The 21,108-nt window shown below is 62.9% G+C and carries 32 protein-coding genes; all 32 read left to right on the top strand.

Features of this window, described 5'->3' with window-relative positions; translation table 11 throughout:
* The first annotated feature begins 24 nt into the window (after positions 1-24).
* The 32 genes from fusA (at position 25) to AC0L3B_RS29825 (ending at position 21,103) form a co-directional block, all read left to right on the top strand.
* The gene (gene fusA, locus AC0L3B_RS29670) at positions 25-2,097 is read left to right on the top strand and encodes an elongation factor G (RefSeq protein WP_026233180.1); all 2,073 of its coding nucleotides are present in this window, start codon (positions 25-27) and stop codon (positions 2,095-2,097) included.
* A 40-nt stretch (positions 2,098-2,137) separates the two neighbouring features.
* Positions 2,138-3,328 carry an elongation factor Tu gene (gene tuf, locus AC0L3B_RS29675; protein ID WP_018456453.1) on the top strand — a complete coding sequence of 397 codons (1,191 nt, stop codon included), beginning with the start codon at positions 2,138-2,140 and terminating at the stop codon, positions 3,326-3,328.
* A gap of 82 nt (positions 3,329-3,410) precedes the next feature.
* Complete coding sequence (rpsJ, locus tag AC0L3B_RS29680; protein WP_002712302.1) at positions 3,411-3,719, top strand: 30S ribosomal protein S10; 309 nt, start codon at positions 3,411-3,413, stop codon at positions 3,717-3,719.
* A 53-nt stretch (positions 3,720-3,772) separates the two neighbouring features.
* Positions 3,773-4,486, top strand: a complete 714-nt coding sequence (gene rplC / locus AC0L3B_RS29685) for a 50S ribosomal protein L3 (RefSeq protein ID WP_007603016.1) — start codon at positions 3,773-3,775, stop codon at positions 4,484-4,486.
* A 1-nt stretch (position 4,487) separates the two neighbouring features.
* A complete protein-coding gene (gene rplD, locus AC0L3B_RS29690) occupies positions 4,488-5,108 on the top strand; it encodes a 50S ribosomal protein L4 (protein WP_007603018.1) in 621 nt (206 codons plus the stop codon).
* The gene (locus tag AC0L3B_RS29695) at positions 5,105-5,407 is read left to right on the top strand and encodes a 50S ribosomal protein L23 (RefSeq protein WP_007603019.1); all 303 of its coding nucleotides are present in this window, start codon (positions 5,105-5,107) and stop codon (positions 5,405-5,407) included. Before rplD ends, AC0L3B_RS29695 begins: the two co-directional genes overlap by 4 nt.
* Before the next feature lie 12 nt (positions 5,408-5,419).
* The gene (gene rplB, locus AC0L3B_RS29700; protein WP_007611609.1) at positions 5,420-6,253 is read left to right on the top strand and encodes a 50S ribosomal protein L2; all 834 of its coding nucleotides are present in this window, start codon (positions 5,420-5,422) and stop codon (positions 6,251-6,253) included.
* Between the two features lie 12 nt (positions 6,254-6,265).
* A complete protein-coding gene (gene rpsS / locus AC0L3B_RS29705; RefSeq protein WP_007603021.1) occupies positions 6,266-6,544 on the top strand; it encodes a 30S ribosomal protein S19 in 279 nt (92 codons plus the stop codon).
* 10 nt (positions 6,545-6,554) lie between these two features.
* Entirely contained in the window at positions 6,555-6,941 is a 387-nt protein-coding gene (rplV, locus tag AC0L3B_RS29710) for a 50S ribosomal protein L22 (protein ID WP_007603022.1), read from the top strand.
* A gap of 18 nt (positions 6,942-6,959) precedes the next feature.
* Positions 6,960-7,685 carry a 30S ribosomal protein S3 gene (rpsC, locus tag AC0L3B_RS29715; RefSeq protein WP_007603023.1) on the top strand — a complete coding sequence of 242 codons (726 nt, stop codon included), beginning with the start codon at positions 6,960-6,962 and terminating at the stop codon, positions 7,683-7,685.
* Between the two features lie 32 nt (positions 7,686-7,717).
* Positions 7,718-8,131 (top strand): 50S ribosomal protein L16, encoded by a 414-nt coding sequence (gene rplP, locus AC0L3B_RS29720; RefSeq protein ID WP_007603024.1) that lies wholly within the window; start codon positions 7,718-7,720, stop codon positions 8,129-8,131.
* A 5-nt stretch (positions 8,132-8,136) separates the two neighbouring features.
* Entirely contained in the window at positions 8,137-8,343 is a 207-nt protein-coding gene (rpmC, locus tag AC0L3B_RS29725) for a 50S ribosomal protein L29 (RefSeq protein ID WP_007603026.1), read from the top strand.
* 13 nt (positions 8,344-8,356) lie between these two features.
* A complete protein-coding gene (gene rpsQ / locus AC0L3B_RS29730; RefSeq protein WP_007603028.1) occupies positions 8,357-8,605 on the top strand; it encodes a 30S ribosomal protein S17 in 249 nt (82 codons plus the stop codon).
* A gap of 83 nt (positions 8,606-8,688) precedes the next feature.
* Positions 8,689-9,057, top strand: coding sequence for a 50S ribosomal protein L14 (gene rplN / locus AC0L3B_RS29735; protein WP_007603030.1), 369 nt, complete (start codon positions 8,689-8,691; stop codon positions 9,055-9,057).
* Positions 9,057-9,371, top strand: a complete 315-nt coding sequence (gene rplX, locus AC0L3B_RS29740; RefSeq protein ID WP_007603031.1) for a 50S ribosomal protein L24 — start codon at positions 9,057-9,059, stop codon at positions 9,369-9,371. The genes rplN and rplX overlap by 1 nt, the downstream gene beginning before the upstream one ends.
* Complete coding sequence (rplE, locus tag AC0L3B_RS29745) at positions 9,364-9,921, top strand: 50S ribosomal protein L5 (protein WP_007603032.1); 558 nt, start codon at positions 9,364-9,366, stop codon at positions 9,919-9,921. The genes rplX and rplE overlap by 8 nt, the downstream gene beginning before the upstream one ends.
* 46 nt (positions 9,922-9,967) lie before the next feature.
* Positions 9,968-10,273, top strand: coding sequence for a 30S ribosomal protein S14 (gene rpsN, locus AC0L3B_RS29750; RefSeq protein WP_007611604.1), 306 nt, complete (start codon positions 9,968-9,970; stop codon positions 10,271-10,273).
* 14 nt (positions 10,274-10,287) lie between these two features.
* Entirely contained in the window at positions 10,288-10,686 is a 399-nt protein-coding gene (gene rpsH / locus AC0L3B_RS29755) for a 30S ribosomal protein S8 (protein WP_007603034.1), read from the top strand.
* Between the two features lie 16 nt (positions 10,687-10,702).
* Positions 10,703-11,236, top strand: coding sequence for a 50S ribosomal protein L6 (rplF, locus tag AC0L3B_RS29760; RefSeq protein WP_473381499.1), 534 nt, complete (start codon positions 10,703-10,705; stop codon positions 11,234-11,236).
* A gap of 11 nt (positions 11,237-11,247) precedes the next feature.
* Positions 11,248-11,610, top strand: coding sequence for a 50S ribosomal protein L18 (gene rplR / locus AC0L3B_RS29765; protein ID WP_007603036.1), 363 nt, complete (start codon positions 11,248-11,250; stop codon positions 11,608-11,610).
* Positions 11,611-11,657: 47 nt separating this feature from the next.
* Positions 11,658-12,245 carry a 30S ribosomal protein S5 gene (gene rpsE / locus AC0L3B_RS29770; RefSeq protein ID WP_007603037.1) on the top strand — a complete coding sequence of 196 codons (588 nt, stop codon included), beginning with the start codon at positions 11,658-11,660 and terminating at the stop codon, positions 12,243-12,245.
* 25 nt (positions 12,246-12,270) lie between these two features.
* Positions 12,271-12,477: a 50S ribosomal protein L30 gene (gene rpmD / locus AC0L3B_RS29775; protein WP_018456457.1), complete on the top strand. Its 207-nt coding sequence runs from the start codon at positions 12,271-12,273 to the stop codon at positions 12,475-12,477.
* Between the two features lie 72 nt (positions 12,478-12,549).
* On the top strand, positions 12,550-13,035 hold the full coding sequence (gene rplO / locus AC0L3B_RS29780; RefSeq protein WP_027518586.1) for a 50S ribosomal protein L15: 486 nt from the start codon (positions 12,550-12,552) through the stop codon (positions 13,033-13,035).
* Positions 13,036-13,187: 152 nt separating this feature from the next.
* Positions 13,188-14,519 (top strand): preprotein translocase subunit SecY, encoded by a 1,332-nt coding sequence (gene secY / locus AC0L3B_RS29785; RefSeq protein WP_007611601.1) that lies wholly within the window; start codon positions 13,188-13,190, stop codon positions 14,517-14,519.
* 264 nt (positions 14,520-14,783) lie between these two features.
* Positions 14,784-15,665, top strand: coding sequence for an adenylate kinase (locus AC0L3B_RS29790; protein WP_085351285.1), 882 nt, complete (start codon positions 14,784-14,786; stop codon positions 15,663-15,665).
* A 187-nt stretch (positions 15,666-15,852) separates the two neighbouring features.
* Positions 15,853-16,221, top strand: coding sequence for a 30S ribosomal protein S13 (rpsM, locus tag AC0L3B_RS29795; RefSeq protein ID WP_018456460.1), 369 nt, complete (start codon positions 15,853-15,855; stop codon positions 16,219-16,221).
* A 122-nt stretch (positions 16,222-16,343) separates the two neighbouring features.
* Positions 16,344-16,733, top strand: a complete 390-nt coding sequence (gene rpsK, locus AC0L3B_RS29800) for a 30S ribosomal protein S11 (RefSeq protein WP_007603045.1) — start codon at positions 16,344-16,346, stop codon at positions 16,731-16,733.
* 111 nt (positions 16,734-16,844) lie between these two features.
* A complete protein-coding gene (locus tag AC0L3B_RS29805; protein ID WP_007603046.1) occupies positions 16,845-17,876 on the top strand; it encodes a DNA-directed RNA polymerase subunit alpha in 1,032 nt (343 codons plus the stop codon).
* Positions 17,877-17,996: 120 nt separating this feature from the next.
* Positions 17,997-18,413 (top strand): 50S ribosomal protein L17, encoded by a 417-nt coding sequence (gene rplQ / locus AC0L3B_RS29810; RefSeq protein ID WP_018456461.1) that lies wholly within the window; start codon positions 17,997-17,999, stop codon positions 18,411-18,413.
* A gap of 159 nt (positions 18,414-18,572) precedes the next feature.
* A complete protein-coding gene (locus tag AC0L3B_RS29815) occupies positions 18,573-19,361 on the top strand; it encodes an SDR family NAD(P)-dependent oxidoreductase (protein WP_085351286.1) in 789 nt (262 codons plus the stop codon).
* A gap of 66 nt (positions 19,362-19,427) precedes the next feature.
* A complete protein-coding gene (locus tag AC0L3B_RS29820; RefSeq protein ID WP_085351287.1) occupies positions 19,428-19,724 on the top strand; it encodes a DUF1330 domain-containing protein in 297 nt (98 codons plus the stop codon).
* Positions 19,725-19,780: 56 nt separating this feature from the next.
* Entirely contained in the window at positions 19,781-21,103 is a 1,323-nt protein-coding gene (locus AC0L3B_RS29825; protein WP_473381500.1) for a chloride channel protein, read from the top strand.
* Positions 21,104-21,108: the final 5 nt, after the last annotated feature.

Below are 21,108 nucleotides of genomic sequence, written 5' to 3' on the forward strand. Positions count from 1 at the left end.
CACACGGAATCTAAGGAACACTCCATGCCCCGCGTTCATGCCATAGAGAATTACCGCAACTTCGGTATCATGGCGCATATCGATGCCGGCAAGACCACGACCACCGAGCGCATCCTCTATTACACCGGCAAGAGCCACAAAATCGGCGAAGTGCACGAAGGTGCCGCGACGATGGACTGGATGGAGCAGGAGCAGGAGCGCGGCATTACGATTACGTCGGCCGCGACCACCGCGTTCTGGGAAGGCAAGCGTCTCAACATCATCGACACTCCCGGCCACGTCGACTTCACCATCGAAGTCGAGCGCAGCCTGCGCGTGCTCGACGGCGCCGTGTGCGTGCTCGACTCGAACCAGGGCGTCGAGCCCCAGACCGAGACGGTTTGGCGCCAGGGCGACAAGTACAAAGTTCCGCGCATCGTCTTCGCCAACAAGATGGATAAGACCGGCGCTGACTTCTACAAGTGCATGCAGGACATCGTCGACCGCCTCGGCGCAAAGCCGATCGCGATCCAGCTTCCGATCGGCTCCGAGAACAACTTCAAGGGCCTGGTCGACCTCGTTCGCATGAAGGGCGTGGTCTGGGAAGAAGAGAAGCTCGACGCCAAGTTCGTGGACATCGATATTCCCGAGGACATGGTCGAGAAGGCCAAGGAATATCGCGAGAAGTTGTTGGAAGCCGCCGTCGAGCTCGACGACGAAGTTCTCGCCGCTTACCTCGACGGCAAGGAGCCCGATGAGCCGACGTTGAAGCGCTTGATCCGCAAGGCCGTGCTGACTGGCGCGTTCTTCCCGGTATTGTGCGGCTCGGCGTTCAAGAACAAGGGCGTGCAGCCTCTGCTCGACGCGGTCGTGGATTATCTGCCGTCGCCGGTTGACGTGCCCGCCATCAAGGGCGTCGATGAAGACGGCAACGAGGTCGTTCGCCTGCCGGACGACAAGGAGCCGCTGGCTCTGTTGGCCTTCAAGATCATGGACGACCCGTTCGTCGGCACCATCACCTTCTGCCGCATCTATTCCGGCACGCTGCTGTCGGGCACCGGCGTGATCAATTCGACGCGCGACCGCAAGGAGCGCATCGGCCGCATGTTGCTGATGCATGCGAACAACCGCGAAGACATCAAGGAAGCCTATGCCGGCGACATCGTCGCACTGGCTGGCCTGAAGGAAGCGCGCACCGGTGACACGCTGTGCGATCCCGACAAGGCGGTGATCCTCGAAAAGATGGAATTCCCCGAGCCCGTCATCGAGATCGCGATCGAGCCCAAGTCCAAGGCCGACCAGGAAAAGCTGGGCGTGGCGCTGGCGAAGCTCGCCGCGGAGGATCCGTCCTTCCGCGTGTCGACCGATCAGGAGTCCGGCCAGACCATCCTCAAGGGCATGGGCGAGCTCCATCTCGACATCAAGGTCGACATTCTCCGCCGCACCTACAAGGTCGATGCCAACATCGGCGCGCCGCAGGTGGCGTTCCGTGAGCGCGTCACCAAGAGGTCCGAAGTCAAGTACACCCACAAGAAGCAGACCGGCGGTACCGGACAGTTCGCGGAAGTGTCGATCATCGTGGAGCCGAACGAGCCCGGCAAGGGCTACGAGTTCGAGTCCAAGGTCGTCGGCGGTGCGGTGCCGAAGGAATACATCCCCGGCGTCGAGAAGGGCATCAACAGCGTGCTGAGTTCCGGCGTGGTCGCGGGCTTCCCCGTGGTCGACGTCAAGGTTCAGCTCGTCGACGGCAAGTATCACGACGTCGATTCGTCGGCGCTCGCCTTCGAAATCGCATCGCGTGCTGCATTCCGCGAAGCCTTGCAGAAGGGCAAGTCCGTCCTGCTCGAGCCGATCATGAAGGTCGAAGTGGTGACCCCGGAAGATTACACCGGCTCCGTCATCGGCGACCTGAATTCGCGGCGCGGTCAGATCCAGGGTCAGGACATGCGCGGCAACGCCAACGTCATCAACGCGATGGTGCCGCTCATGAACATGTTCGGTTACGTGAATAACCTGCGCTCGATGAGCCAGGGTCGCGCAACCTTCACCATGCAGTTCGACCACTACGCAGAAGCGCCGGCCAACGTGTCGGCAGAAGTCCAGAAGAAGTTTGCCTGATTGTCGTCGGTCTCGAACTGACGATTGAACGGAGAGTCAAATGGCCAAAGCAAAGTTTGAACGTAACAAGCCGCACTGCAACATCGGCACCATCGGTCACGTCGACCATGGCAAGACGTCGCTGACCGCGGCGATCACCAAGGTCCTCGCCGAAGCCGGCGGCGCGACGTTCACCGCGTACGACCAGATCGACAAGGCGCCGGAAGAGAAGGCGCGCGGCATCACGATCTCGACGGCGCACGTCGAATACGAGACCAAGAACCGCCACTACGCGCACGTCGACTGCCCCGGCCACGCCGATTACGTGAAGAACATGATCACCGGCGCCGCCCAGATGGACGGTGCGATCCTGGTCGTGTCGGCCGCCGACGGTCCGATGCCGCAGACCCGCGAGCACATCCTGCTCGCCCGCCAGGTCGGCGTTCCCGCGCTCGTCGTGTTCCTCAACAAGTGCGACATGGTCGACGATCCGGAACTGCTCGAGCTCGTCGAGCTCGAGGTCCGCGAGCTGCTCTCGAAGTACGAATTCCCGGGCGACACCATCCCGATCATCAAGGGCTCGGCGCTTGCCGCCCTCGAAGATTCCGATAAGACGCTCGGCCATGACGCCATCCTCGAGCTGATGAAGCAGGTCGACGCTTACATTCCGCAGCCGGAGCGTCCGGTCGATCTGCCGTTCCTGATGCCGGTTGAAGACGTGTTCTCGATCTCGGGCCGCGGCACCGTCGTGACCGGCCGTGTCGAGCGCGGTATCGTCAAGGTCGGCGAGGAAATCGAGATCGTCGGTCTGCGCGCCACGCAGAAGACCACGGTCACCGGTGTCGAAATGTTCCGCAAGCTGCTGGATCAAGGCCAGGCCGGCGACAACATCGGTGCGCTGCTTCGCGGTACCAAGCGCGAGGACGTCGAGCGCGGCCAGGTGCTGTGCAAGCCGGGTTCGGTCAAGCCGCACACCAAGTTCAAGGCTGAGGCCTACATCCTCACCAAGGAAGAGGGCGGCCGCCACACTCCCTTCTTCACCAACTACCGTCCGCAGTTCTACTTCCGCACCACCGACGTGACCGGTGTCGTGCATCTGCCGGAAGGCACCGAGATGGTGATGCCGGGCGACAACATCGCGATGGAAGTGCACCTGATCGTGCCGATCGCGATGGAAGAGAAGCTCCGCTTCGCGATCCGCGAAGGTGGCCGCACCGTCGGCGCCGGCGTCGTCGCCTCGATCATCGAGTAATTACGAGAATAGGGATCGGCGAATAGCGAATGTGACATTCGCTATTCGCTATTCGCCACCCCATTGAAGAAAGACCACGGCAATGAACGGCCAAAACATTCGCATCCGTCTCAAGGCGTTCGACCATCGTATCCTCGATACGTCGACCCGCGAGATCGTGAACACGGCGAAGCGCACCGGCGCGCAGGTCCGCGGACCCATTCCGCTGCCCACCCGCATCGAGAAGTTCACCGTCAACCGTTCGCCGCACGTCGACAAGAAGAGCCGCGAGCAGTTCGAGATGCGCACTCACAAGCGCCTGCTCGACATCGTCGATCCGACCCCGCAGACCGTCGATGCTTTGATGAAGCTCGACTTGGCCGCCGGTGTCGACGTCGAGATCAAGCTCTAAGATTTTTGGATCACGTTCGCCACTAGCGGACAGAAAGAACAGGAAGCACGCCGATGCGCTCCGGAGTGATCGCACAAAAGGTCGGGATGACGCGGGTCTTTACAGAGGCCGGCGAACATATCCCCGTGACCGTGCTGAAGCTCGGCAATTGCCAGGTCGTAGGCCACCGCACCGAAGAGAAAAACGGTTATGTCGCGCTCCAGCTTGGTTCTGGCAGCCGCAAGACCGTGTACATGCCCAAGGCGGAGCGCGGCCAGTTCGCGGTCGCCAAGGTCGAGCCGAAGCGGCAGGTCGAGGAATTCCGCGTCTCCGCGGATCAGATGATCCCCGTCGGTGCCGAGATCCTGGCCGACCACTTTGTCGTCGGTCAGTTCGTCGACGTCACCGGTACTTCGGTCGGTAAGGGTTTTGCCGGCGGTATGAAGCGCTGGAACTTCGGCGGTCTGCGCGCCACTCACGGCGTCTCGGTCTCGCACCGTTCGATCGGTTCGACCGGTGGCCGTCAGGACCCGGGCAAGACCTGGAAGAACAAGAAGATGCCCGGTCACATGGGCGTCGACCGCATCACCACGCTCAACCTTCGGGTCGTCCAGCTCGATGTCGAACGCGGTCTGATCCTCGTCGAAGGCGCCGTTCCCGGCTCCAAGGGCGGCTGGATCCGCGTGCGCGACGCCGTCAAGAAGCCGCTGCCTAAGGAAGCTCCGAAGCCCGGCAAGTTCAAGGTTGCTGGCGAAGCGGACGCTGCTCCGGCTGCGCAGGAGGCGTGAGATGGAATTGAAGGTCACGACCCTCGAAGGTAAGGAAGCCGGCTCGGTCCAGCTTTCCGACACCATTTTCGGCCTCGAGCCGCGCCAGGACATCATTGCACGTTGCGTGCAGTGGCAGCTCAACAAGCGCCAGGCCGGTACGCACAAGGCCAAGGGCCGCGCCGAGATCTGGCGCACCGGCAAGAAGATGTACAAGCAGAAGGGTACCGGTGGTGCTCGTCACGGCTCGGCCCGGGTGCCGCAGTTCCGCGGAGGTGGCCGTGCCTTCGGTCCGGTGGTGCGTTCGCACGCCACCGACCTGCCGAAGAAGGTCCGTGCGCTCGCCCTCAAGCATGCGCTCTCGGCCAAGGCCAAGGACGGCGATCTCATCGTGATCGACAAGGCCGCGCTGGAAGCTGCCAAGACCAAGGCGCTGCTCGGTCATTTCTCCGGTCTGGGTTTGACCAACGCGCTGATCATCGACGGCGCCGAGCTCAACAACGGCTTCGCCGCTGCGGCCCGCAACATCCCGAACATGGACGTGCTGCCGATCCAGGGCATCAACGTCTATGACATCCTGCGCCGTCGGAAGCTTGTTCTGACCAAGGCCGCCATCGATGCGCTGGAGGCGCGCTTCAAATGACGAAGAACATCGAGCCTCGCCACTACGACGTGATCCTATCGCCGGTCGTGACCGAAAAGGCCACGATCGCCTCGGAGCACAACAAGGTGCTGTTCAAGGTGGCCGCCAAGGCAACCAAGCCGCAGATCAAGGAAGCGATCGAGAAGCTGTTCGACGTCAAGGTCAAGAGTGTCAACACGCTGGTCCGCAAGGGCAAGACCAAGATCTTCCGCGGCAATCTCGGCTCGCAGTCGAACTCCAAGCGCGCGATCGTGACTCTCGAAGAGGGTCACCGGATCGACGTGACCACCGGTCTGTAAGGTCGTACGACGATGGCACTGAAGACATTCAATCCCACGACGCCGGGCCAGCGCCAGCTGGTCATGGTCGATCGTTCGGCCCTCTACAAGGGCAAGCCGGTCAAGGCGCTCACCGAAGGCAAGCACTCCTCCGGCGGCCGTAACAACACCGGTCGCATCACCGTGCGCTTCCGCGGCGGTGGTCATAAGCGAACGTTGCGTACCGTCGATTTCAAGCGCGACAAGGTCGATGCGCCCGCGACGGTCGAGCGGCTGGAGTACGATCCGAACCGCACCGCATTCATCGCGTTGGTCAAGTACGAAGACGGCACCCAGGCCTATATCCTGGCGCCGCAGCGTTTGGCCGTCGGTGATTCCGTCGTCGCCGGCAACTATGTCGACGTGAAGCCGGGCAATGTCATGCCGCTCGGCAACATGCCGGTCGGCACGATCATCCACAACATCGAGGTCAAGATCGGGAAGGGCGGCCAGCTCGCCCGTTCCGCGGGCACCTATGCCCAGCTCGTCGGTCGCGACCAGGACTACGTGATCATCCGCCTGAACTCGGGCGAACAGCGCCTGGTGCACGGCCGTTGCCGCGGCACGATCGGCGCGGTGTCGAACCCGGATCACATGAACACGTCGATCGGCAAGGCCGGCCGCAACCGTTGGCTGGGCCGCAAGCCGCACAACCGCGGCGTTTCGATGAACCCGATCGACCATCCGCACGGCGGTGGTGAAGGTCGTACCTCGGGCGGCCGCCACCCGGTTACTCCGTGGGGCAAGCCGACCAAGGGCAAGAAGACCCGCTCCAACAAGTCGACCAACAAATTCATTCTCCTAAGCCGCCACAAGCGGAAGAAGTAAGGAACGCCGGACATGGTTCGTTCAGTCTGGAAAGGCCCGTTCGTCGAGGGTTCTCTGCTCAAGAAGGCAGATGCCGCGCGCTCGTCCGGCCGTCACGACGTCATCAAGATCTGGAGCCGTCGCTCGACGATCCTGCCGCAATTCGTCGGCCTGACCTTCGGCGTCTACAACGGTCAGAAGCACGTGCCGGTGGCCGTCAACGAGGAAATGGTCGGTCACAAGTTCGGCGAGTTCTCGCCGACCCGCACCTTCCATGGCCACTCCGGGGACAAGAAAGCCAAGAAGGCTTGAGGATTAAACGATGAGCAAACCTAAGCGCGAACGGAGCCTCGCCGAGAACGAGGCCAAGGCGGTCGCCCGGATGCTGCGGGTGAGCCCGCAGAAGCTCAACCTGGTCGCCCAGCTCATTCGCGGCCGGAAGGCGGCTGCTGCGCTCGCCGACCTGCAGTTTTCGCGCAAGCGGATCGCGGTTGACGTGAAGAAGTGCCTGGAATCAGCTATTGCCAACGCCGAGAACAACCACGACCTCGACGTCGACGATCTCGTCGTGGCGCAGGCCTTCGTCGGCAACGGCCTCGTGATGAAGCGCTTTGCCGCCCGCGGCCGTGGCCGCTCGGGCCGTGTCTACAAACCATTTTCACAGCTGACGATCATCGTTCGTCAGGTCGAAGCCGCAGCAGCGGCTTAAGGGACGCAGGAGAACACGATGGGTCAAAAGATCAATCCGATCGGTCTGCGTCTCGGCATCAACCGGACTTGGGATTCCCGCTGGTACGCCGGCAAACAGGAATACGGCAAGCTGCTGCACGAGGACGTCAAGATCCGTGAGATCCTGCACAAGGAGCTCAAGCAGGCGGCCGTTGCCCGCATCGTGATCGAGCGTCCGCACAAGAAGTGCCGCGTCACCATCCACTCGGCTCGTCCGGGCGTGGTGATCGGCAAGAAGGGCGCCGACATCGACAAGCTGCGCAAGAAGGTCGCGGACATCACCGCGTCCGACGTCGTCATCAACATCGTCGAAATCCGCAAGCCGGAGCTCGATGCGACGCTGGTGGCGGAGTCGATCGCGCAGCAGCTGGAGCGCCGCGTGGCGTTCCGCCGCGCCATGAAGCGCGCCGTCCAGTCGGCAATGCGTCTCGGTGCGGAAGGCATCCGCATCAACTGCTCGGGACGTCTGGGCGGCGCGGAAATCGCGCGCATGGAGTGGTACCGCGAAGGTCGCGTGCCGCTGCACACGCTGCGCGCAGACATCGACTACGGGGTTGCGACCGCGTTCACGACCTTCGGCACCTGCGGTGTCAAGGTCTGGATCTTCAAGGGCGAGATCCTCGAGCACGATCCGATGGCCCAGGACAAGAGAATGGCCGAAGGTGAGACTGGTGGCGGCGGCGATCGCGGCGGCCGGCAGCGCCGGGACAACGCTGCAGCCTGACGCCAGCACAGAGAATTTGAGGGCTTGAAGCCATGATGCAACCTAAGAAAACGAAGTTCCGGAAGGCGCATAAGGGCCGTATCCACGGCGTTGCGTCTTCGGGCGCGACGTTGGCGTTCGGCCAGTTCGGTCTGAAGGCGACCGAGCCTGAGCGCGTCACCGCGCGCCAGATCGAAGCCGCTCGCCGCGCGCTGACCCGCCACATGAAGCGCGCCGGCCGCGTCTGGATCCGCATATTCCCCGACGTTCCCGTGTCGAAGAAGCCTGCCGAAGTCCGCATGGGTTCCGGCAAGGGCGCGCCGGAATTGTGGGTCGCGCGCGTCAAGCCGGGCCGGGTGCTGTTCGAGATCGACGGCGTCAACACCCAGACGGCGCGTGAAGCGCTGACCCTGGCGGCAGCCAAGCTGCCGATCAAGACGCGCTTCGTCGAGCGCATTGCGGAGTAATGGCCATGGCCCAGATGAAAATCGAAGACATCCGCGCGTTGAGCCCCGATCAGCAGGACGACGCCATCCTGAACCTGAAGAAGGAGCGCTTCAACCTGCGCTTCCAGCGCGCCACCGGGCAGCTCGAGAACACCTCGCGCCTGCGCGAAGCCCGCCGTGACATCGCCCGGATCAAGACCGTCGCCGCGCAGACGCGCGCGAAGAAGAAGTAAGAGGCTTACGAAGATGCCGAAACGTACTTTGCAGGGCGTGGTCGTCAGCGACAAGCAAGCCAAGACCATCGTGGTGCGCGTCGATCGCCGCTTTACGCACCCGATCTACAAGAAGACGATCCGCCGTTCGAAGAACTACCACGCGCACGACGAGAGCAACGAGTTCAAGCCGGGCGACATGGTGTGGATCGAGGAATCGAAGCCGATTTCGAAGTTGAAGCGCTGGGTCGTGATCCGGGGCGAACACAAGAAAAGCGCCTGATCTGTCGGCTTTAGCCGACTGACTTCAGGTAAATGTTGAGCGCCGGCTGGGCTGGCGCAAATAGAAGAGGACGAGGTGCATCAATGATTCAGATGCAGACCAACCTCGACGTGGCCGATAATTCTGGCGCACGCCGTGTCATGTGTATCAAGGTGCTCGGGGGCTCCAAGCGCCGCTACGCCACGATCGGCGACATCATCGTTGTCTCGATCAAGGAAGCGATTCCGCGTGGCAAGGTGAAGAAGGGCGACGTGATGAAGGCCGTTGTGGTGCGCGTCCGCAAGGACATCCGCCGCGCCGACGGTTCGGTCATCCGCTTCGACCGCAACGCCGCCGTTCTGATCAACAATCAGTCCGAGCCGGTCGGTACCCGTATCTTCGGGCCCGTGCCGCGCGAGCTGCGCGCCAAGAACCACATGAAGATCATCTCGCTCGCGCCGGAGGTGCTGTGATGGCTGCGAAGATCCGCAAGGGCGACAAGGTCGTCGTGCTGACCGGCCGCGACAAGGGCCGCACCGGCGAGGTGTTCGAAGTGCGTCCCGACGCCGGTACGGCGCTGGTTCGCGGCATCAACATGGTCAAGCGTCACCAGAAGCAGACGCAGGCCCAGGAGGGCGGCATCATCTCGAAAGAGTCGCCGATCCAACTGTCCAACATCGCGTATGTCGGCAAGGACGGGAAGCCGACCCGCGTCGGATTCAAGATTCTGGCGGACGGCAAGAAGGTCCGCATCGCCAAGAGCTCGGGAGCTGAGATCGATGGCTGAGGCCGCTTACACACCGCGCCTGCGCGCGGAATACGACGCGAAGATCCGGACGGAAATGACCGAGAAGTTCGGTTATGAGAACGTCATGCAGGTTCCGCGCCTGGACAAGGTCGTGCTGAACATGGGCGTTGGCGATTCCGTCAACGACCGCAAGAAGGCCGAGAACGCCGCTGCGGAATTGACCCAGATCGCCGGCCAGAAGGCGATCGTGACCTATTCGCGGATCGCGATCGCGACCTTCAAGTTGCGTGAGAACCAGCCGATCGGCTGCAAGGTCACGCTGCGCAAGGCCCGCATGTACGAGTTCATCGATCGTCTGGTGACGGTTGCGCTGCCGCGCGTCCGCGACTTCCGCGGCTTGAACCCGAAGAGCTTCGACGGCCGCGGCAACTACTCGCTCGGCCTCAAGGAACACATCATTTTCCCCGAGATCGACTTCGACAAGGTCACGGAATCCCGCGGCATGGACATCACCGTCTGCACCACGGCCAAGACCGACGACGAGGCGAGGGCCTTGTTGACCGCATTCAATTTCCCGTTCCGGCAGTGAGACGCTGACCTAAAGCCTCTCAAACGCGGATACCCAGGAGCCAAGCATGGCAAAGAAGAGTTCAATCGAGAAGAACAACCGGCGCAAGCGGATGACGAAGAACGCCGCCCCGAAGCGCGAGCGGTTGAAGGCGATTATCGCCGACAAGACGCTGCCGATGGAGGAGCGGTTTGCCGCGACCCTGAAGCTGGCGGAAATGCCGCGCAACTCGTCGGCGACCCGCATCCGTCTGCGTTGCGAGCTGTCGGGCCGTTCGCGCTCGAACTATCGCTTGACCAAACTGTCCCGCATCGCAATGCGGGACCTTGGCTCCAAGGGCATGGTCCCGGGCCTCGTGAAGTCCAGCTGGTAAGGAGGGTCGTTTAAATGTCTACGCACGATCCAATCAGCGATCTGATCACCCGCATCCGTAACGCGCAGATGCGCTCCAAGAACAAGGTCTCCACGCCTGGCTCGAAGATGCGCGAGAACGTTCTCGAGGTGCTGAAGAGCGAAGGCTACATCCGCGGTTACGCCACGCTCGAGCACTCCTCGGGCCGCAGCGAGATCGAGATCGAGCTGAAGTATTTCGACGGCGAGCCCGTTATCCGCGAGATCGAGCGTGTTTCCAAACCCGGGCGGCGCGTGTACGCCTCGGTGAAGAACCTGCCGCGGGTCAATAACGGACTCGGCATTTCGGTGTTGTCGACGCCGAAGGGAATCATGGCTGACCACAGTGCGCGTGAAGCGAACGTGGGCGGCGAAGTTCTCTTCACGGTGTTCTGAGAAGGATTTTTGATCCATGTCACGTGTTGGCAAAAGACCGGTAGCGGTGCCGTCGGGTGTGACCGCGACCGTCGACGGGCAGACCGTCAAGATGAAGGGGCCGAAGGGCCAGCTTCAGTTCGTCGTCCATAACGACGTCGAGGTGAAGCTCGACAACGGCCAGGTCAGGGTGAACCCGCGGGTCGAGACCAACCGCGCGCGGGCCCTGTACGGGACCGCTCGCGCCCAGGTCGCGAATCTGGTCGAGGGTGTCACCAAGGGTTTCGAGAAGAAGCTCGAAATCACCGGCGTCGGTTACCGCGCCGCGCTGCAGGGCAAGAACCTGCAGCTCGCGCTCGGCTACAGCCACGATGTGGTCTACGCGATCCCGGAAGGGATCACGATCACCGTGCCGAAGCCGACCGAGATCACGGTGACGGGCAGCGACATTCAGCGCGTCGGCCAGGTCGCCGCCGAGATTCGCTCCTATCGTCCGCCGGAGCCCTACAAGGGCAAGGGCGTGAAGTATGTTGGCGAATTCATCTTCCGCAAGGAAGGCAAGAAGAAGTAACGGAGCCGGTCATGTCGAAAGCCAAGGTTACGAATGCCCGGCGCAAGCGCAGTGTACGTCTGAAGCTGCGCCGCTCGGGTGGCGGCCGTCCGCGCCTGTCGGTGTTCCGCTCGTCCAAGCACATCTACGCCCAGGTCATCGACGACCTGAAGGGCGAGACGCTGGCCTCTGCCTCGTCGCTCGAGAAGTCGATGCGCGATGGCGGCAAGACCGGCGCCGACATCGATGCGGCGAAGGCGGTCGGCAAGCTGCTGGCCGAGCGCGCCGCCGAGAAGGGTGTCAAGGAAGTCGTGTTCGATCGCGGCAGCTATCTCTATCACGGGCGCGTCAAGGCTCTTGCCGACGCGGCGCGTGAAAGCGGGCTGAGCTTCTAACAGAATTTGAGGATTGAGGCGTAAGCCTCTGAAGGACTGGAAAAACCATGGCAGAACGCGAACAACGTGGTGGACGCGATCAACGCGGCGGCGGACGTGAACGCAGGGAAGAGCGCGACAGCGAGTTCGTTGACAAGCTCGTCCACATCAATCGCGTCGCCAAGGTCGTCAAGGGCGGCAAGCGCTTCGGTTTCGCAGCGCTGGTCGTGATCGGCGACCAGAAGGGCCGCGCCGGCTTCGGTCACGGCAAGGCGCGCGAAGTGCCCGAGGCGATCCGCAAGGCAACCGAATCCGCCAAGCGCAACCTGACCCGCGTGTCGTTGCGCGAGGGCCGCACGCTGCATCACGACATCGCCGGCCGTCATGGCGCGGGCCGTGTTTACCTGCGCGCAGCTCCGGCCGGTACCGGCATCATCGCCGGCGGTCCGATGCGCGCCGTGTTCGAGACGCTCGGCGTCCAGGACGTGGTTGCGAAGTCGATCGGCTCGTCGAACCCGTACAACATGGTTCGCGCGACCTTCGATGCGCTGAAGCATCAGGATTCGCCGCGCTCGGTCGCTGCCCGCCGCAACATCAAGGTGTCCACCCTCCAGTCCCGCCGTATCGGTGGTGACGCCGAGGCGGTTGCCGAATAACGGAAGCTTTTCGGAGTAGACGCCTATGGCCAAGAGTGCCGTTACGACCGCAAAGACGATCAAGCTCGAGCAGACCGGCAGCGCGATCCGCCGCCATCACTCGCAGCGTTCGACGCTGATCGGGCTCAAGCTCAACAAGATCGGCCGCATCAGCGAACTGCCGGACACCCCGGCGGTCCGCGGCATGATCTTGAAAGTTCACCATCTCGTTCGCATTGTCGACGAGAAGTAAGCAAAGGCGCACGATCCCGAAGCGGGACCCGTTTTCGGTGAAGGTCATGCGCAAGAAACAAGGAGCAGGGCGATGAAGCTCAGCGATATCGCCGACAATGCCGGCTCGCGCAAGAAGCGTATGCGCGTCGGCCGCGGCATTGGTTCGGGCAAGGGCAAGCAGGCCGGCCGCGGTGGCAAGGGCCAGACCGCGCGTTCGGGCGTGCGCATCAAGGGTTTCGAAGGCGGCCAGATGCCCTTGCATCGCCGTCTGCCCAAGCGCGGCTTCAACAACATCTTCCGCGTGGAGTTCGCCGAGATCAATCTCGACCGGCTCCAGGATGCGGTCGATGCCAAGAAGATCGACGCCGGCAGCGTCGTGAACGTCGAATCCCTGGTCAAGGCCGGCGTGCTGCGCCGCGCCAAGGGTGGCCTGCGGCTGCTCGGCCGCGGCGAGTTCAAGGCCAAGCTCAACATTGAAGTGCACGGCGCCTCGAAGACCGCGATCGCGGCAGTCGAGAAGGCCGGCGGCTCGGTGAAGATCCTCGCGCCTGCCAAGGAAGAAGGCGAGGCGGCGTAACAACTGCGTCATCGGCCCGCGGCTCGCGGGCCTTTACGCACGCGGGACGATGGACTTATCGAAGCCGTAGCCCCAGATAATGTCCGGTGTCCGGTATAATGTAGCCCGGCCGCGGGCATAACGGCGCAATAAGCGGCGGGAGAAAGTCCAAGATGGCCTCTGCAGCGGAACAACTGGCAGCCAATCTCAATTTCGGTGCGTTTGCCAAGGCCGACGAACTGAAGAAGCGCATCTGGTTCACCCTGGGCGCGCTGCTCGTTTATCGGCTCGGGACCTACATCCCGTTGCCCGGCATCGATCCCAACATCTGGGAGCAGGTGTTCCGCTCCCAGGCGGGCGGCATCCTCGGCATGTTCAACATGTTCGCCGGCGGCGGCATTCACCGCATGGCGATCTTTGCGCTGAACATCATGCCGTACATCTCGGCGTCCATCATCATCCAGCTCCTGACCACCGTCTCGCCGCAGCTCGAGGCGCTGAAGAAGGAAGGCGAGTCCGGCCGCAAGCTGCTCAACCAGTACACCCGTTATCTCACGGTGATCCTGGCCGCGTTCCAGTCCTACGGCATTGCGGTGGGCCTCGAAGGCGCCGGCAACGTCGTCAGCGACCCCGGCATGTTCTTCCGCCTGTCCACGGCGATCACGCTGACCGGCGGCACCATGTTCCTGATGTGGCTGGGCGAGCAGATCACGTCGCGCGGCATCGGCAACGGCATCTCCCTGATCATTCTCTCCGGCATCGTCGCCGAGCTGCCCGCGGCGCTCGCCAACATGCTCGAGCTCGGCCGTCAGGGTGCGATGTCGACCGGCCTGATTCTGGTGGTCATCATCATGGCGGTGGCCGTGATCGCCTTCATCGTGTTCGTGGAGCGCGCCCAGCGCCGGCTCTTGATCCAGTATCCGAAGCGCCAGGTCGGCAACAAGATGTTCGAGGGGCAGTCCTCGCATCTGCCGCTTAAGCTCAACACCTCGGGCGTGATCCCGCCGATCTTCGCGTCCTCGCTGCTGCTGCTGCCGACCACGGTTGCGAACTTCAACGCGGGCAGCGGGCCGGAATGGTTCCAGTGGATCAACACCCAGCTCGGCCACGGCCGTCCGCTGTTCCTGATCATGTATCTGGCGCTGATCGTGTTCTTCGCCTTCTTCTACACCGCGATCGTGTTCAATCCGACCGAGACCGCGGACAATCTGAAGAAGCACGGCGGCTTCATTCCGGGTATCCGTCCCGGCGAGCGTACCGCGGAATATATCGACTACGTGCTGTCGCGGATCACCGTGCTCGGCGCGGTGTATCTGGCGATCGTCTGCTTGATTCCGGAAATCCTGATCTCCTACGCGTCGGTGCCGTTCTACTTTGGCGGCACTTCGCTGCTGATCGTCGTCAGCGTCACCATGGATACGGTGGCGCAGGTGCAGGGCTATCTCCTGGCACATCAGTACGAAGGCCTGATCCGGAAGTCGAAGCTGCGCGGCCGCCGCCGTTAAGCGCGGCGTCCCTCGGGCGGCGCGATTGCGCCGCCGATTCGCCGCGCGTGCAATGCGCGCGGACGGCGAGCCGGCCATTCGGTCGCCTCGGCAGAGTCGCTCTTCCTGTCGTGCAAGCATTGATCTCAAAGGCTTCTTGGCGTCCGGCCATTTGCTCCCCTATGATATGGGTAGCGGTGCGGCGCTGATTATGATTTGCACTGTAACTGGACTTCAAAACACGGGCGCGCGACGTATCGCGCACCAATCGGGGGGCGTACGCCGATGAGAATTATACTTCTGGGGCCACCGGGATCGGGCAAGGGCACCCAGGCGCAGCTGCTGGTGCAGCGCTATGGCATCGTCCAGCTCTCGACCGGCGAGATGTTGCGTGCAGCGGTGGCGGCCGGAACGCCGGTCGGGCTCAAGGCCAAGGAGATCATGGCCAGCGGCGGTCTCGTGCCAGACGATGTCGTGGTGGGGATCATCTCCGATCGGATCGATCAGCCGGATGCCAAAAACGGTTTCATCCTTGACGGTTTCCCGCGGACCGTGCCGCAGGCCGAGGCGCTGGATGAGCTGCTCAAGCACAAGCACCTCAAGCTCGATGCCGTGATCGAGCTCCGCGTCAACGAAAGCGCGCTCCTGAATCGCGTCGAGACTCGCGTCGCCCAGATGCGCGAGCGCGGGGAAGAGGTCCGGCTCGATGACACCCCGGAGGTCCTGACCAAGCGACTCGCCAGCTACCGCAGCCAGACGGAACCGCTGATTCACTACTATTCCGAGCGGCGCAAGCTCTCGACCATCGACGGCATGATGGCCATCGATGAGGTCACCCGCGCCATCCATCGCCAGCTCCTGGCGCTCGGGGCGGTCGAGCCCAAGACGCATGGCAAGACGCACGCCCGGAGTGCGACGAAGGCGGCCCCGGCCAGAAAGGCCAAGGCGGCGAAGAAATCGGCCAAAAAGCCTGCGAAAGCGGCCAAAAAGGCTGCCAAATCCAGGAAGGCGGCCAAGAAGGCTACGACGGCAGGCAGGAGAATCGTCAAGAAAGCCGCCAAGAAGGCGGGGAAGAAGAAGGCAGCCAAAAAGACCGCCAGGAAGGCTGTCAAGAAAGGTGCCAAAAAGGCCGCAAAAAAGGTCACGAAAAGGCGAGCTAAGCGCTAGCAGCGGTTGACGAAAGCCCCCTGAATCCCCTAATAAGCCCCGCATCCAAGTCGGATAGTTTCAAACGATGCCGGGCCCCAGGAAGACCAGGGGTGGGCGTCGTGTTCGCGTTTGTGAACACCTGCCCGAGAAACCAAGCACTTAAAGCCCGATTCCTGACGAGGGATTGGCGACAGGAGAGAAGGCCGTGGCCCGTATTGCCGGCGTGAACATCCCGACCAACAAGCGCGTGCTGATCGCGCTCCAGTACATCCATGGCATCGGTCAGAAGATCGCCGGTGAGATTCTGGAGAAGGTGAAGATCCCGGTGGATCGTCGCGTCAATCAGCTCAGCGACGCCGAAGTGCTCCAGATCCGCGAAGTGATCGACCGCGACTATATGGTCGAGGGCGATTTGCGTCGTGAGGTCGGCATCAACATCAAGCGTCTGATGGACCTCGGCTGCTATCGCGGCCTGCGCCATCGTCGCGGTCTGCCGGTGCGTGGCCAGCGTACCCACACCAACGCGCGTACGCGCAAGGGTCCGGCCAAGGCCATCGCCGGCAAGAAGAAGTAAGTTTTCGCATCCAATCACGGCGTGTGGCGACCCGGGGATGACCCTTTCGCCACGCGCCTTTCGTTCCACAGGTGTAGCCGCTGGCATTACGGCGGCGTTGAGATCTTCAGGAAAGGTAGTCTATGGGCAAGGAAGCCACCCGCGTTCGTCGTCGTGAGCGCAAGAACATCGCCTCCGGCGTCGCGCACGTGAACTCGTCGTTCAACAACACGACCATCACCATCACCGACGCGCAGGGCAACACGATTGCCTGGTCCTCCGCCGGCACGATGGGCTTCAAGGGCTCGCGCAAGTCGACCCCGTATGCCGCACAGGTTGCCGCCGAGGACGTGTCGAAGAAGGCGCAGGAGCACGGCATGCGCACGCTGGAAGTCGAAGTCGCCGGTCCCGGTTCGGGCCGCGAATCGGCGCTCCGGGCGCTGCAGGCCGCGGGCTTCACCGTCACCTCGATCCGCGACGTGACCACGATCCCGCACAACGGTTGCCGTCCCCGTAAGCGTCGGCGCGTTTGATACCAGATTGCGGGCGCATTGGCGCCCGCGATGATTTTTTGCAAAGCCGTGGAAATGATCTGCGGCCTTTCTCCAACGCCAGTGCCTGCAACAGCAGTCTGACTGGCCTGTATGGGTGAAACAGTGACGATCCAGAAAAATTGGCAAGAACTGATTCGGCCGAACAAGCTGCAGGTACAGCCCGGCAGCGATCCGACCCGTTTCGCGACCATCGTCGCCGAACCGCTCGAGCGCGGCTTCGGCCAGACGCTCGGCAACGCGCTACGCCGCATCCTGCTGTCCTCGCTCCAGGGCGCGGCAGTGCAGTCGGTGCACATCGACGGCGTGCTGCACGAGTTCTCCTCGATCGCGGGCGTCCGTGAGGACGTCACCGACATCGTGCTCAACATCAAGGACATCTCGATCAAGATGCAGGGCGAAGGCCCCAAGCGCATGGTCGTCAAGAAGTCCGGACCGGGCGTCGTCACCGCCGGCGACATCCAGACCGTGGGCGACGTCGTCGTGCTCAATCCCGACCTGCAGATCTGCACGCTCGATGAGGGCGCCGAGATCCGCATGGAGTTCACGGTCGCAACCGGCAAGGGCTACGTTCCCGCCGAGCGCAACCGCCCCGAGGACGCACCGATCGGCCTGATCCCGGTCGACAGCCTGTACTCGCCGGTCCGCAAGGTCTCCTACAAGGTCGAGAACACCCGCGAGGGCCAGATCCTCGACTACGACAAGCTGACCATGACGATCGAGACCAACGGCGCACTGACGCCGGATGATTCCGTGGCCTACGCGGCGCGCATCCTGCAGGATCAGCTCAACGTGTTCGTCAACTTCGAAGAGCCGCGCAAGGAAGTCGCCCAGGAGATCATCCCGGACCTCGCCTTCAACCCGGCCTTCCTCAAGAAGGTGGACGAGCTCGAGCTGTCGGTGCGCTCGGCCAATTGCTTGAAGAACGACAACATCGTCTACATCGGCGACCTCGTGCAGAAGAGCGAAGCGGAAATGCTCCGCACTCCGAACTTCGGCCGCAAGTCTCTGAACGAGATCAAGGAAGTGCTGGCCCAAATGGGTCTGCACCTCGGCATGGAAGTGCCGGGCTGGCCGCCGGAGAACATCGACGAGCTCGCCAAGCGCTTCGAGGATCACTACTGATCCGAACGACAACAGGCTGAGGCGCGAATTCATCGCGCCTTAGCGGGCGAACGCAGGCAGCCCACCTGAGCAACTGGTCCGACGAACCGTCGCGACGAATGAAATTCAAGGAATAGATAAATGCGTCACGGCAAGGTTCATCGCAAGCTCAACCGCACCGCTGAGCATCGCCGCGCGATGTTCGCCAACATGTGCGCCGCGCTGATCAAGCACGAGCAGATCGTCACCACGCTGCCGAAGGCGAAGGAATTGCGTCCGATCGTCGAGAAGCTGATTACCCTCGGCAAGAAGGGCGGGCTGGCCATGCGCCGTCAGGCCATCTCGGAGATGCGTGACAAGGATCAGGTCAGGAAGCTGTTCGACACGCTCGCGCCCCGCTACAAGGATCGCCAGGGTGGCTACACCCGCATCATCAAGGCCGGCTTCCGCTACGGCGACAACGCCCCGATGGCCGTGATCGAGTTTGTCGATCGTGATGTCGATGCCAAGGGCCTGGATTCCGGTCCGGTGCAGGAAAAGGAAGCCGAGGCGGCGTAAGCCGACCGGCAGAGAGTTTTCAGAAAGCGGCGCCTTCGGGCGCCGCTTTTTTATTGGCCGTCCTGTTGGTTACGTCCCGCTCCTCACGCGTCGGTGAGTGCCGATTGCTATCGTGCCGGCAGCGCCCAATATCTCCGCAAGCATCAACGGAGATCACGCATGAACATCGACCTATCCGGAAAGACCGCTCTCGTCACCGGCTCGACTGCCGGCATCGGCCATGCCATCGCCAAGGGCCTTGCCGGCTCGGGTGCGAGCGTCGTGATCAACGGACGCGGCCAGGACAAGGTCGATGCGGCCGTGCGCAAGCTGGAAGGGGCGGGCGGAAAGGTCCGCGGCATCGCCGCCGACGTCTCGACCGCGGCGGGCTGCAAGGCGCTGGCCGCGGCGCTGCCAGACGTCGACATCCTCATCAACAATGCCGGCATCTTCGAGCCGAGGGACTTTTTCGACATTCCGGACGAGGACTGGAGCCGCTTTTTCGAGGTCAACGTGATGAGCGGCGTGCGTCTCTCGCGTGCGTATATGAAAGGCATGCTCAAGCGCAACTGGGGCCGAATCGTCTTCATCTCCTCGGAGTCCGGGCTCAACATTCCCGTCGAGATGATCCACTACGGCATGAGCAAGACGGCGCAGCTCTCGGTCGCGCGGGGCCTGGCGCAGCTCACACGGGGCACCGGCGTCACCGTCAATTCCGTGCTGCCGGGCCCGACAATGTCGGAGGGCGTCGAGACGTTCGTGAAGGATCTTGCCAAGCAGAACGGCCAGTCGGTCGATGAGGCCGCGGCCAATTTCGTCAAACAACATCGCCCAAGCTCGCTGCTCCAGCGCTTCGCCAGCGTCGATGAGATCGCCAACATGGTGGTTTATGCGGCTTCGAAGGAAGCGTCCGCGACCAACGGTGCGGCGCTGCGCGCGGAGGGCGGCATCGTCAACACGATTGCCTAGAGCATGATCCGGAAAAGTGTGACGCGGTTTTCCGAAAAGATCATGCTCAAAATAAAGGATCAACTCATGCCGGCCTATGTGATTTCGGAGGTCGAGGCGCGCGATCAAGCCACGATGGAAGCCTATCGCGAGCTGGCCGCGGCAACCATCGCTCAATATGGCGGCCGCTATCTCGTGCGTGGTGGCGCCACTGAGGTGGTGGAGGGCGGCCCGCGGCCCAAGACCATCATCATCGTGGAGTTCCCATCGATGGCGCGGGCGCAGGAATGGTACGCGTCGGCGGAATATGCCGAAGCGCTGAAGCTGCGGCAGGCGGCGCTGGAGCGACGGTTGATGTTCGTCGAGGGCGTGGTTCCAGTCTAGCTGGTCTGCTCGATAGCCCCTTCAATTCGCGGCGGGACCGGCTAAACCTCGATTTTATGCTCTGGCCCCTGTCGACCCGCCACAAACGCCTGTTCAGGCTGACATCCGCGCGATGGCAGCGGCGGGCGATCTTCGTGCTCGGTGGGATCGGGGTTGGCGCCGCGGCGGTGGGGCTGGCGCAACTCGCCGATCTCGCCCAGCACGCCTTCACGCTGCTGTTGGCCAAGTCGCGCTACGCCGTGCTCGCGGTGACACCTCTCGGCTTCATGCTCTCGGCGTATCTGACCATCCGGCTGTTCCCGAATGCACAGGGCAGCGGCATTCCCCAAGCGATCGCTGCGCGGCATCTGACCGACCAGGCGGCGCGCGAGAGCCTGGTCTCGATCCGAATCGCGATCGGAAAGGTGATCCTCACCTTGTTCGGCCTGCTGTGCGGCGGCTCCGTCGGCCGGGAAGGACCGAGCGTTCAAGTCGGCGCTTCCATCATGTTCGCGCTCGGCCGCGTCTCGCCACGCCGCCAGCCCGGATTAATCCTGGCCGGCGCGGCCGCCGGCGTCGCGGCCGCCTTCAACACACCGCTGGCGGGGATCGTCTTCGGCATCGAGGAGATGAGCCGTGCTTTCGAGACGCGCACCAGCAGTCTCATTATCGCGGCGGTGATAGCGGCCGGCCTGACCTCGCTCGCGCTGATGGGCAACTACGCCTATTTCGGCAGCAGTGCGACGGCGCTGGCCCCCGGCGTCGACTGGCTGGCGGTTCCGGTGTGCGGCGTGGTCGGCGGTTTGGCTGGCGGCATCTTCAGCCGTATCGTCATCGTGATGGCGCGCGGCTTCGCCCATCCGCTAGGGCGTTCGGTCAAGGGCCACCCCTTGTGGTTTGCGCTCGTGTGCGGCTTCGCAGTCGCGATCTGCGGCATTGTCTCCGGCGATACGATCTATGGCACAGGCTACCAGCAGGTAAAGACGGCCCTGGAGCAGGGCGCACCACTGCCGCAGGACTTCGGCATCCTCAAGCTTCTCGCCACCACCTTCGCGGCAATCAGTGGCATACCCGGCGGAATTTTTTCGCCGTCACTCGCCGTTGGAGCCGGCCTCGGCAGCAATATCGCGTCCTTCTTCCACGACGCTCCGCTCGGTGCGATCATGTTGCTCGGCATGGTCTCCTATTTTGCCGGTGTGGTGCAGGCGCCGATCACCGCTTTCGTCATCGTGACCGAGATGACCGACAACCACGCCATGGTGGTGCCGTTGATGGCCGCCGCCCTGATTGCACATGCCACATCGCGGATGATCTGCGAGGAAGGGATCTACCACGCGCTCGCGAAGGGCTTTATCGAGCGGGCGACGCGTCCGCCTCAGACGAATGCGGCGCCCTCTTGAGCCTT

The organism is Bradyrhizobium sp. Kon56, from assembly GCF_055807635.1.

Excerpts from the sequence above, each read along its gene's own strand:
- rpsJ (WP_002712302.1), top strand. The coding sequence starts at position 3,411 with ATGAACGGCCAAAACATTCGCATCCGTCTCAAGGCGTTCGACCATCGT.
- rplB (WP_007611609.1), top strand. The coding sequence starts at position 5,420 with ATGGCACTGAAGACATTCAATCCCACGACGCCGGGCCAGCGCCAGCTG.
- rplX (WP_007603031.1), top strand. The coding sequence starts at position 9,057 with ATGGCTGCGAAGATCCGCAAGGGCGACAAGGTCGTCGTGCTGACCGGC.
- AC0L3B_RS29825 (WP_473381500.1), top strand. The coding sequence starts at position 19,781 with ATGCTCTGGCCCCTGTCGACCCGCCACAAACGCCTGTTCAGGCTGACA.
- rpmD (WP_018456457.1), top strand. The coding sequence starts at position 12,271 with ATGGCCAAGAGTGCCGTTACGACCGCAAAGACGATCAAGCTCGAGCAG.
- rpsK (WP_007603045.1), top strand. The coding sequence starts at position 16,344 with ATGGGCAAGGAAGCCACCCGCGTTCGTCGTCGTGAGCGCAAGAACATC.
- AC0L3B_RS29805 (WP_007603046.1), top strand. The coding sequence starts at position 16,845 with ATGGGTGAAACAGTGACGATCCAGAAAAATTGGCAAGAACTGATTCGG.
- rplO (WP_027518586.1), top strand. The coding sequence starts at position 12,550 with ATGAAGCTCAGCGATATCGCCGACAATGCCGGCTCGCGCAAGAAGCGT.
- secY (WP_007611601.1), top strand. The coding sequence starts at position 13,188 with ATGGCCTCTGCAGCGGAACAACTGGCAGCCAATCTCAATTTCGGTGCG.
- rpsH (WP_007603034.1), top strand. The coding sequence starts at position 10,288 with ATGTCTACGCACGATCCAATCAGCGATCTGATCACCCGCATCCGTAAC.
- rpsE (WP_007603037.1), top strand. The coding sequence starts at position 11,658 with ATGGCAGAACGCGAACAACGTGGTGGACGCGATCAACGCGGCGGCGGA.
- rpsS (WP_007603021.1), top strand. The coding sequence starts at position 6,266 with ATGGTTCGTTCAGTCTGGAAAGGCCCGTTCGTCGAGGGTTCTCTGCTC.
- rplQ (WP_018456461.1), top strand. The coding sequence starts at position 17,997 with ATGCGTCACGGCAAGGTTCATCGCAAGCTCAACCGCACCGCTGAGCAT.
- rpmC (WP_007603026.1), top strand. The coding sequence starts at position 8,137 with ATGGCCCAGATGAAAATCGAAGACATCCGCGCGTTGAGCCCCGATCAG.
- rplN (WP_007603030.1), top strand. The coding sequence starts at position 8,689 with ATGATTCAGATGCAGACCAACCTCGACGTGGCCGATAATTCTGGCGCA.
- rpsC (WP_007603023.1), top strand. The coding sequence starts at position 6,960 with ATGGGTCAAAAGATCAATCCGATCGGTCTGCGTCTCGGCATCAACCGG.
- AC0L3B_RS29820 (WP_085351287.1), top strand. The coding sequence starts at position 19,428 with ATGCCGGCCTATGTGATTTCGGAGGTCGAGGCGCGCGATCAAGCCACG.
- AC0L3B_RS29815 (WP_085351286.1), top strand. The coding sequence starts at position 18,573 with ATGAACATCGACCTATCCGGAAAGACCGCTCTCGTCACCGGCTCGACT.
- rplF (WP_473381499.1), top strand. The coding sequence starts at position 10,703 with ATGTCACGTGTTGGCAAAAGACCGGTAGCGGTGCCGTCGGGTGTGACC.
- AC0L3B_RS29790 (WP_085351285.1), top strand. The coding sequence starts at position 14,784 with ATGAGAATTATACTTCTGGGGCCACCGGGATCGGGCAAGGGCACCCAG.
- rplR (WP_007603036.1), top strand. The coding sequence starts at position 11,248 with ATGTCGAAAGCCAAGGTTACGAATGCCCGGCGCAAGCGCAGTGTACGT.
- rplE (WP_007603032.1), top strand. The coding sequence starts at position 9,364 with ATGGCTGAGGCCGCTTACACACCGCGCCTGCGCGCGGAATACGACGCG.
- rplP (WP_007603024.1), top strand. The coding sequence starts at position 7,718 with ATGATGCAACCTAAGAAAACGAAGTTCCGGAAGGCGCATAAGGGCCGT.
- fusA (WP_026233180.1), top strand. The coding sequence starts at position 25 with ATGCCCCGCGTTCATGCCATAGAGAATTACCGCAACTTCGGTATCATG.
- rpsQ (WP_007603028.1), top strand. The coding sequence starts at position 8,357 with ATGCCGAAACGTACTTTGCAGGGCGTGGTCGTCAGCGACAAGCAAGCC.
- rpsN (WP_007611604.1), top strand. The coding sequence starts at position 9,968 with ATGGCAAAGAAGAGTTCAATCGAGAAGAACAACCGGCGCAAGCGGATG.
- tuf (WP_018456453.1), top strand. The coding sequence starts at position 2,138 with ATGGCCAAAGCAAAGTTTGAACGTAACAAGCCGCACTGCAACATCGGC.
- rplC (WP_007603016.1), top strand. The coding sequence starts at position 3,773 with ATGCGCTCCGGAGTGATCGCACAAAAGGTCGGGATGACGCGGGTCTTT.
- AC0L3B_RS29695 (WP_007603019.1), top strand. The coding sequence starts at position 5,105 with ATGACGAAGAACATCGAGCCTCGCCACTACGACGTGATCCTATCGCCG.
- rplV (WP_007603022.1), top strand. The coding sequence starts at position 6,555 with ATGAGCAAACCTAAGCGCGAACGGAGCCTCGCCGAGAACGAGGCCAAG.
- rplD (WP_007603018.1), top strand. The coding sequence starts at position 4,488 with ATGGAATTGAAGGTCACGACCCTCGAAGGTAAGGAAGCCGGCTCGGTC.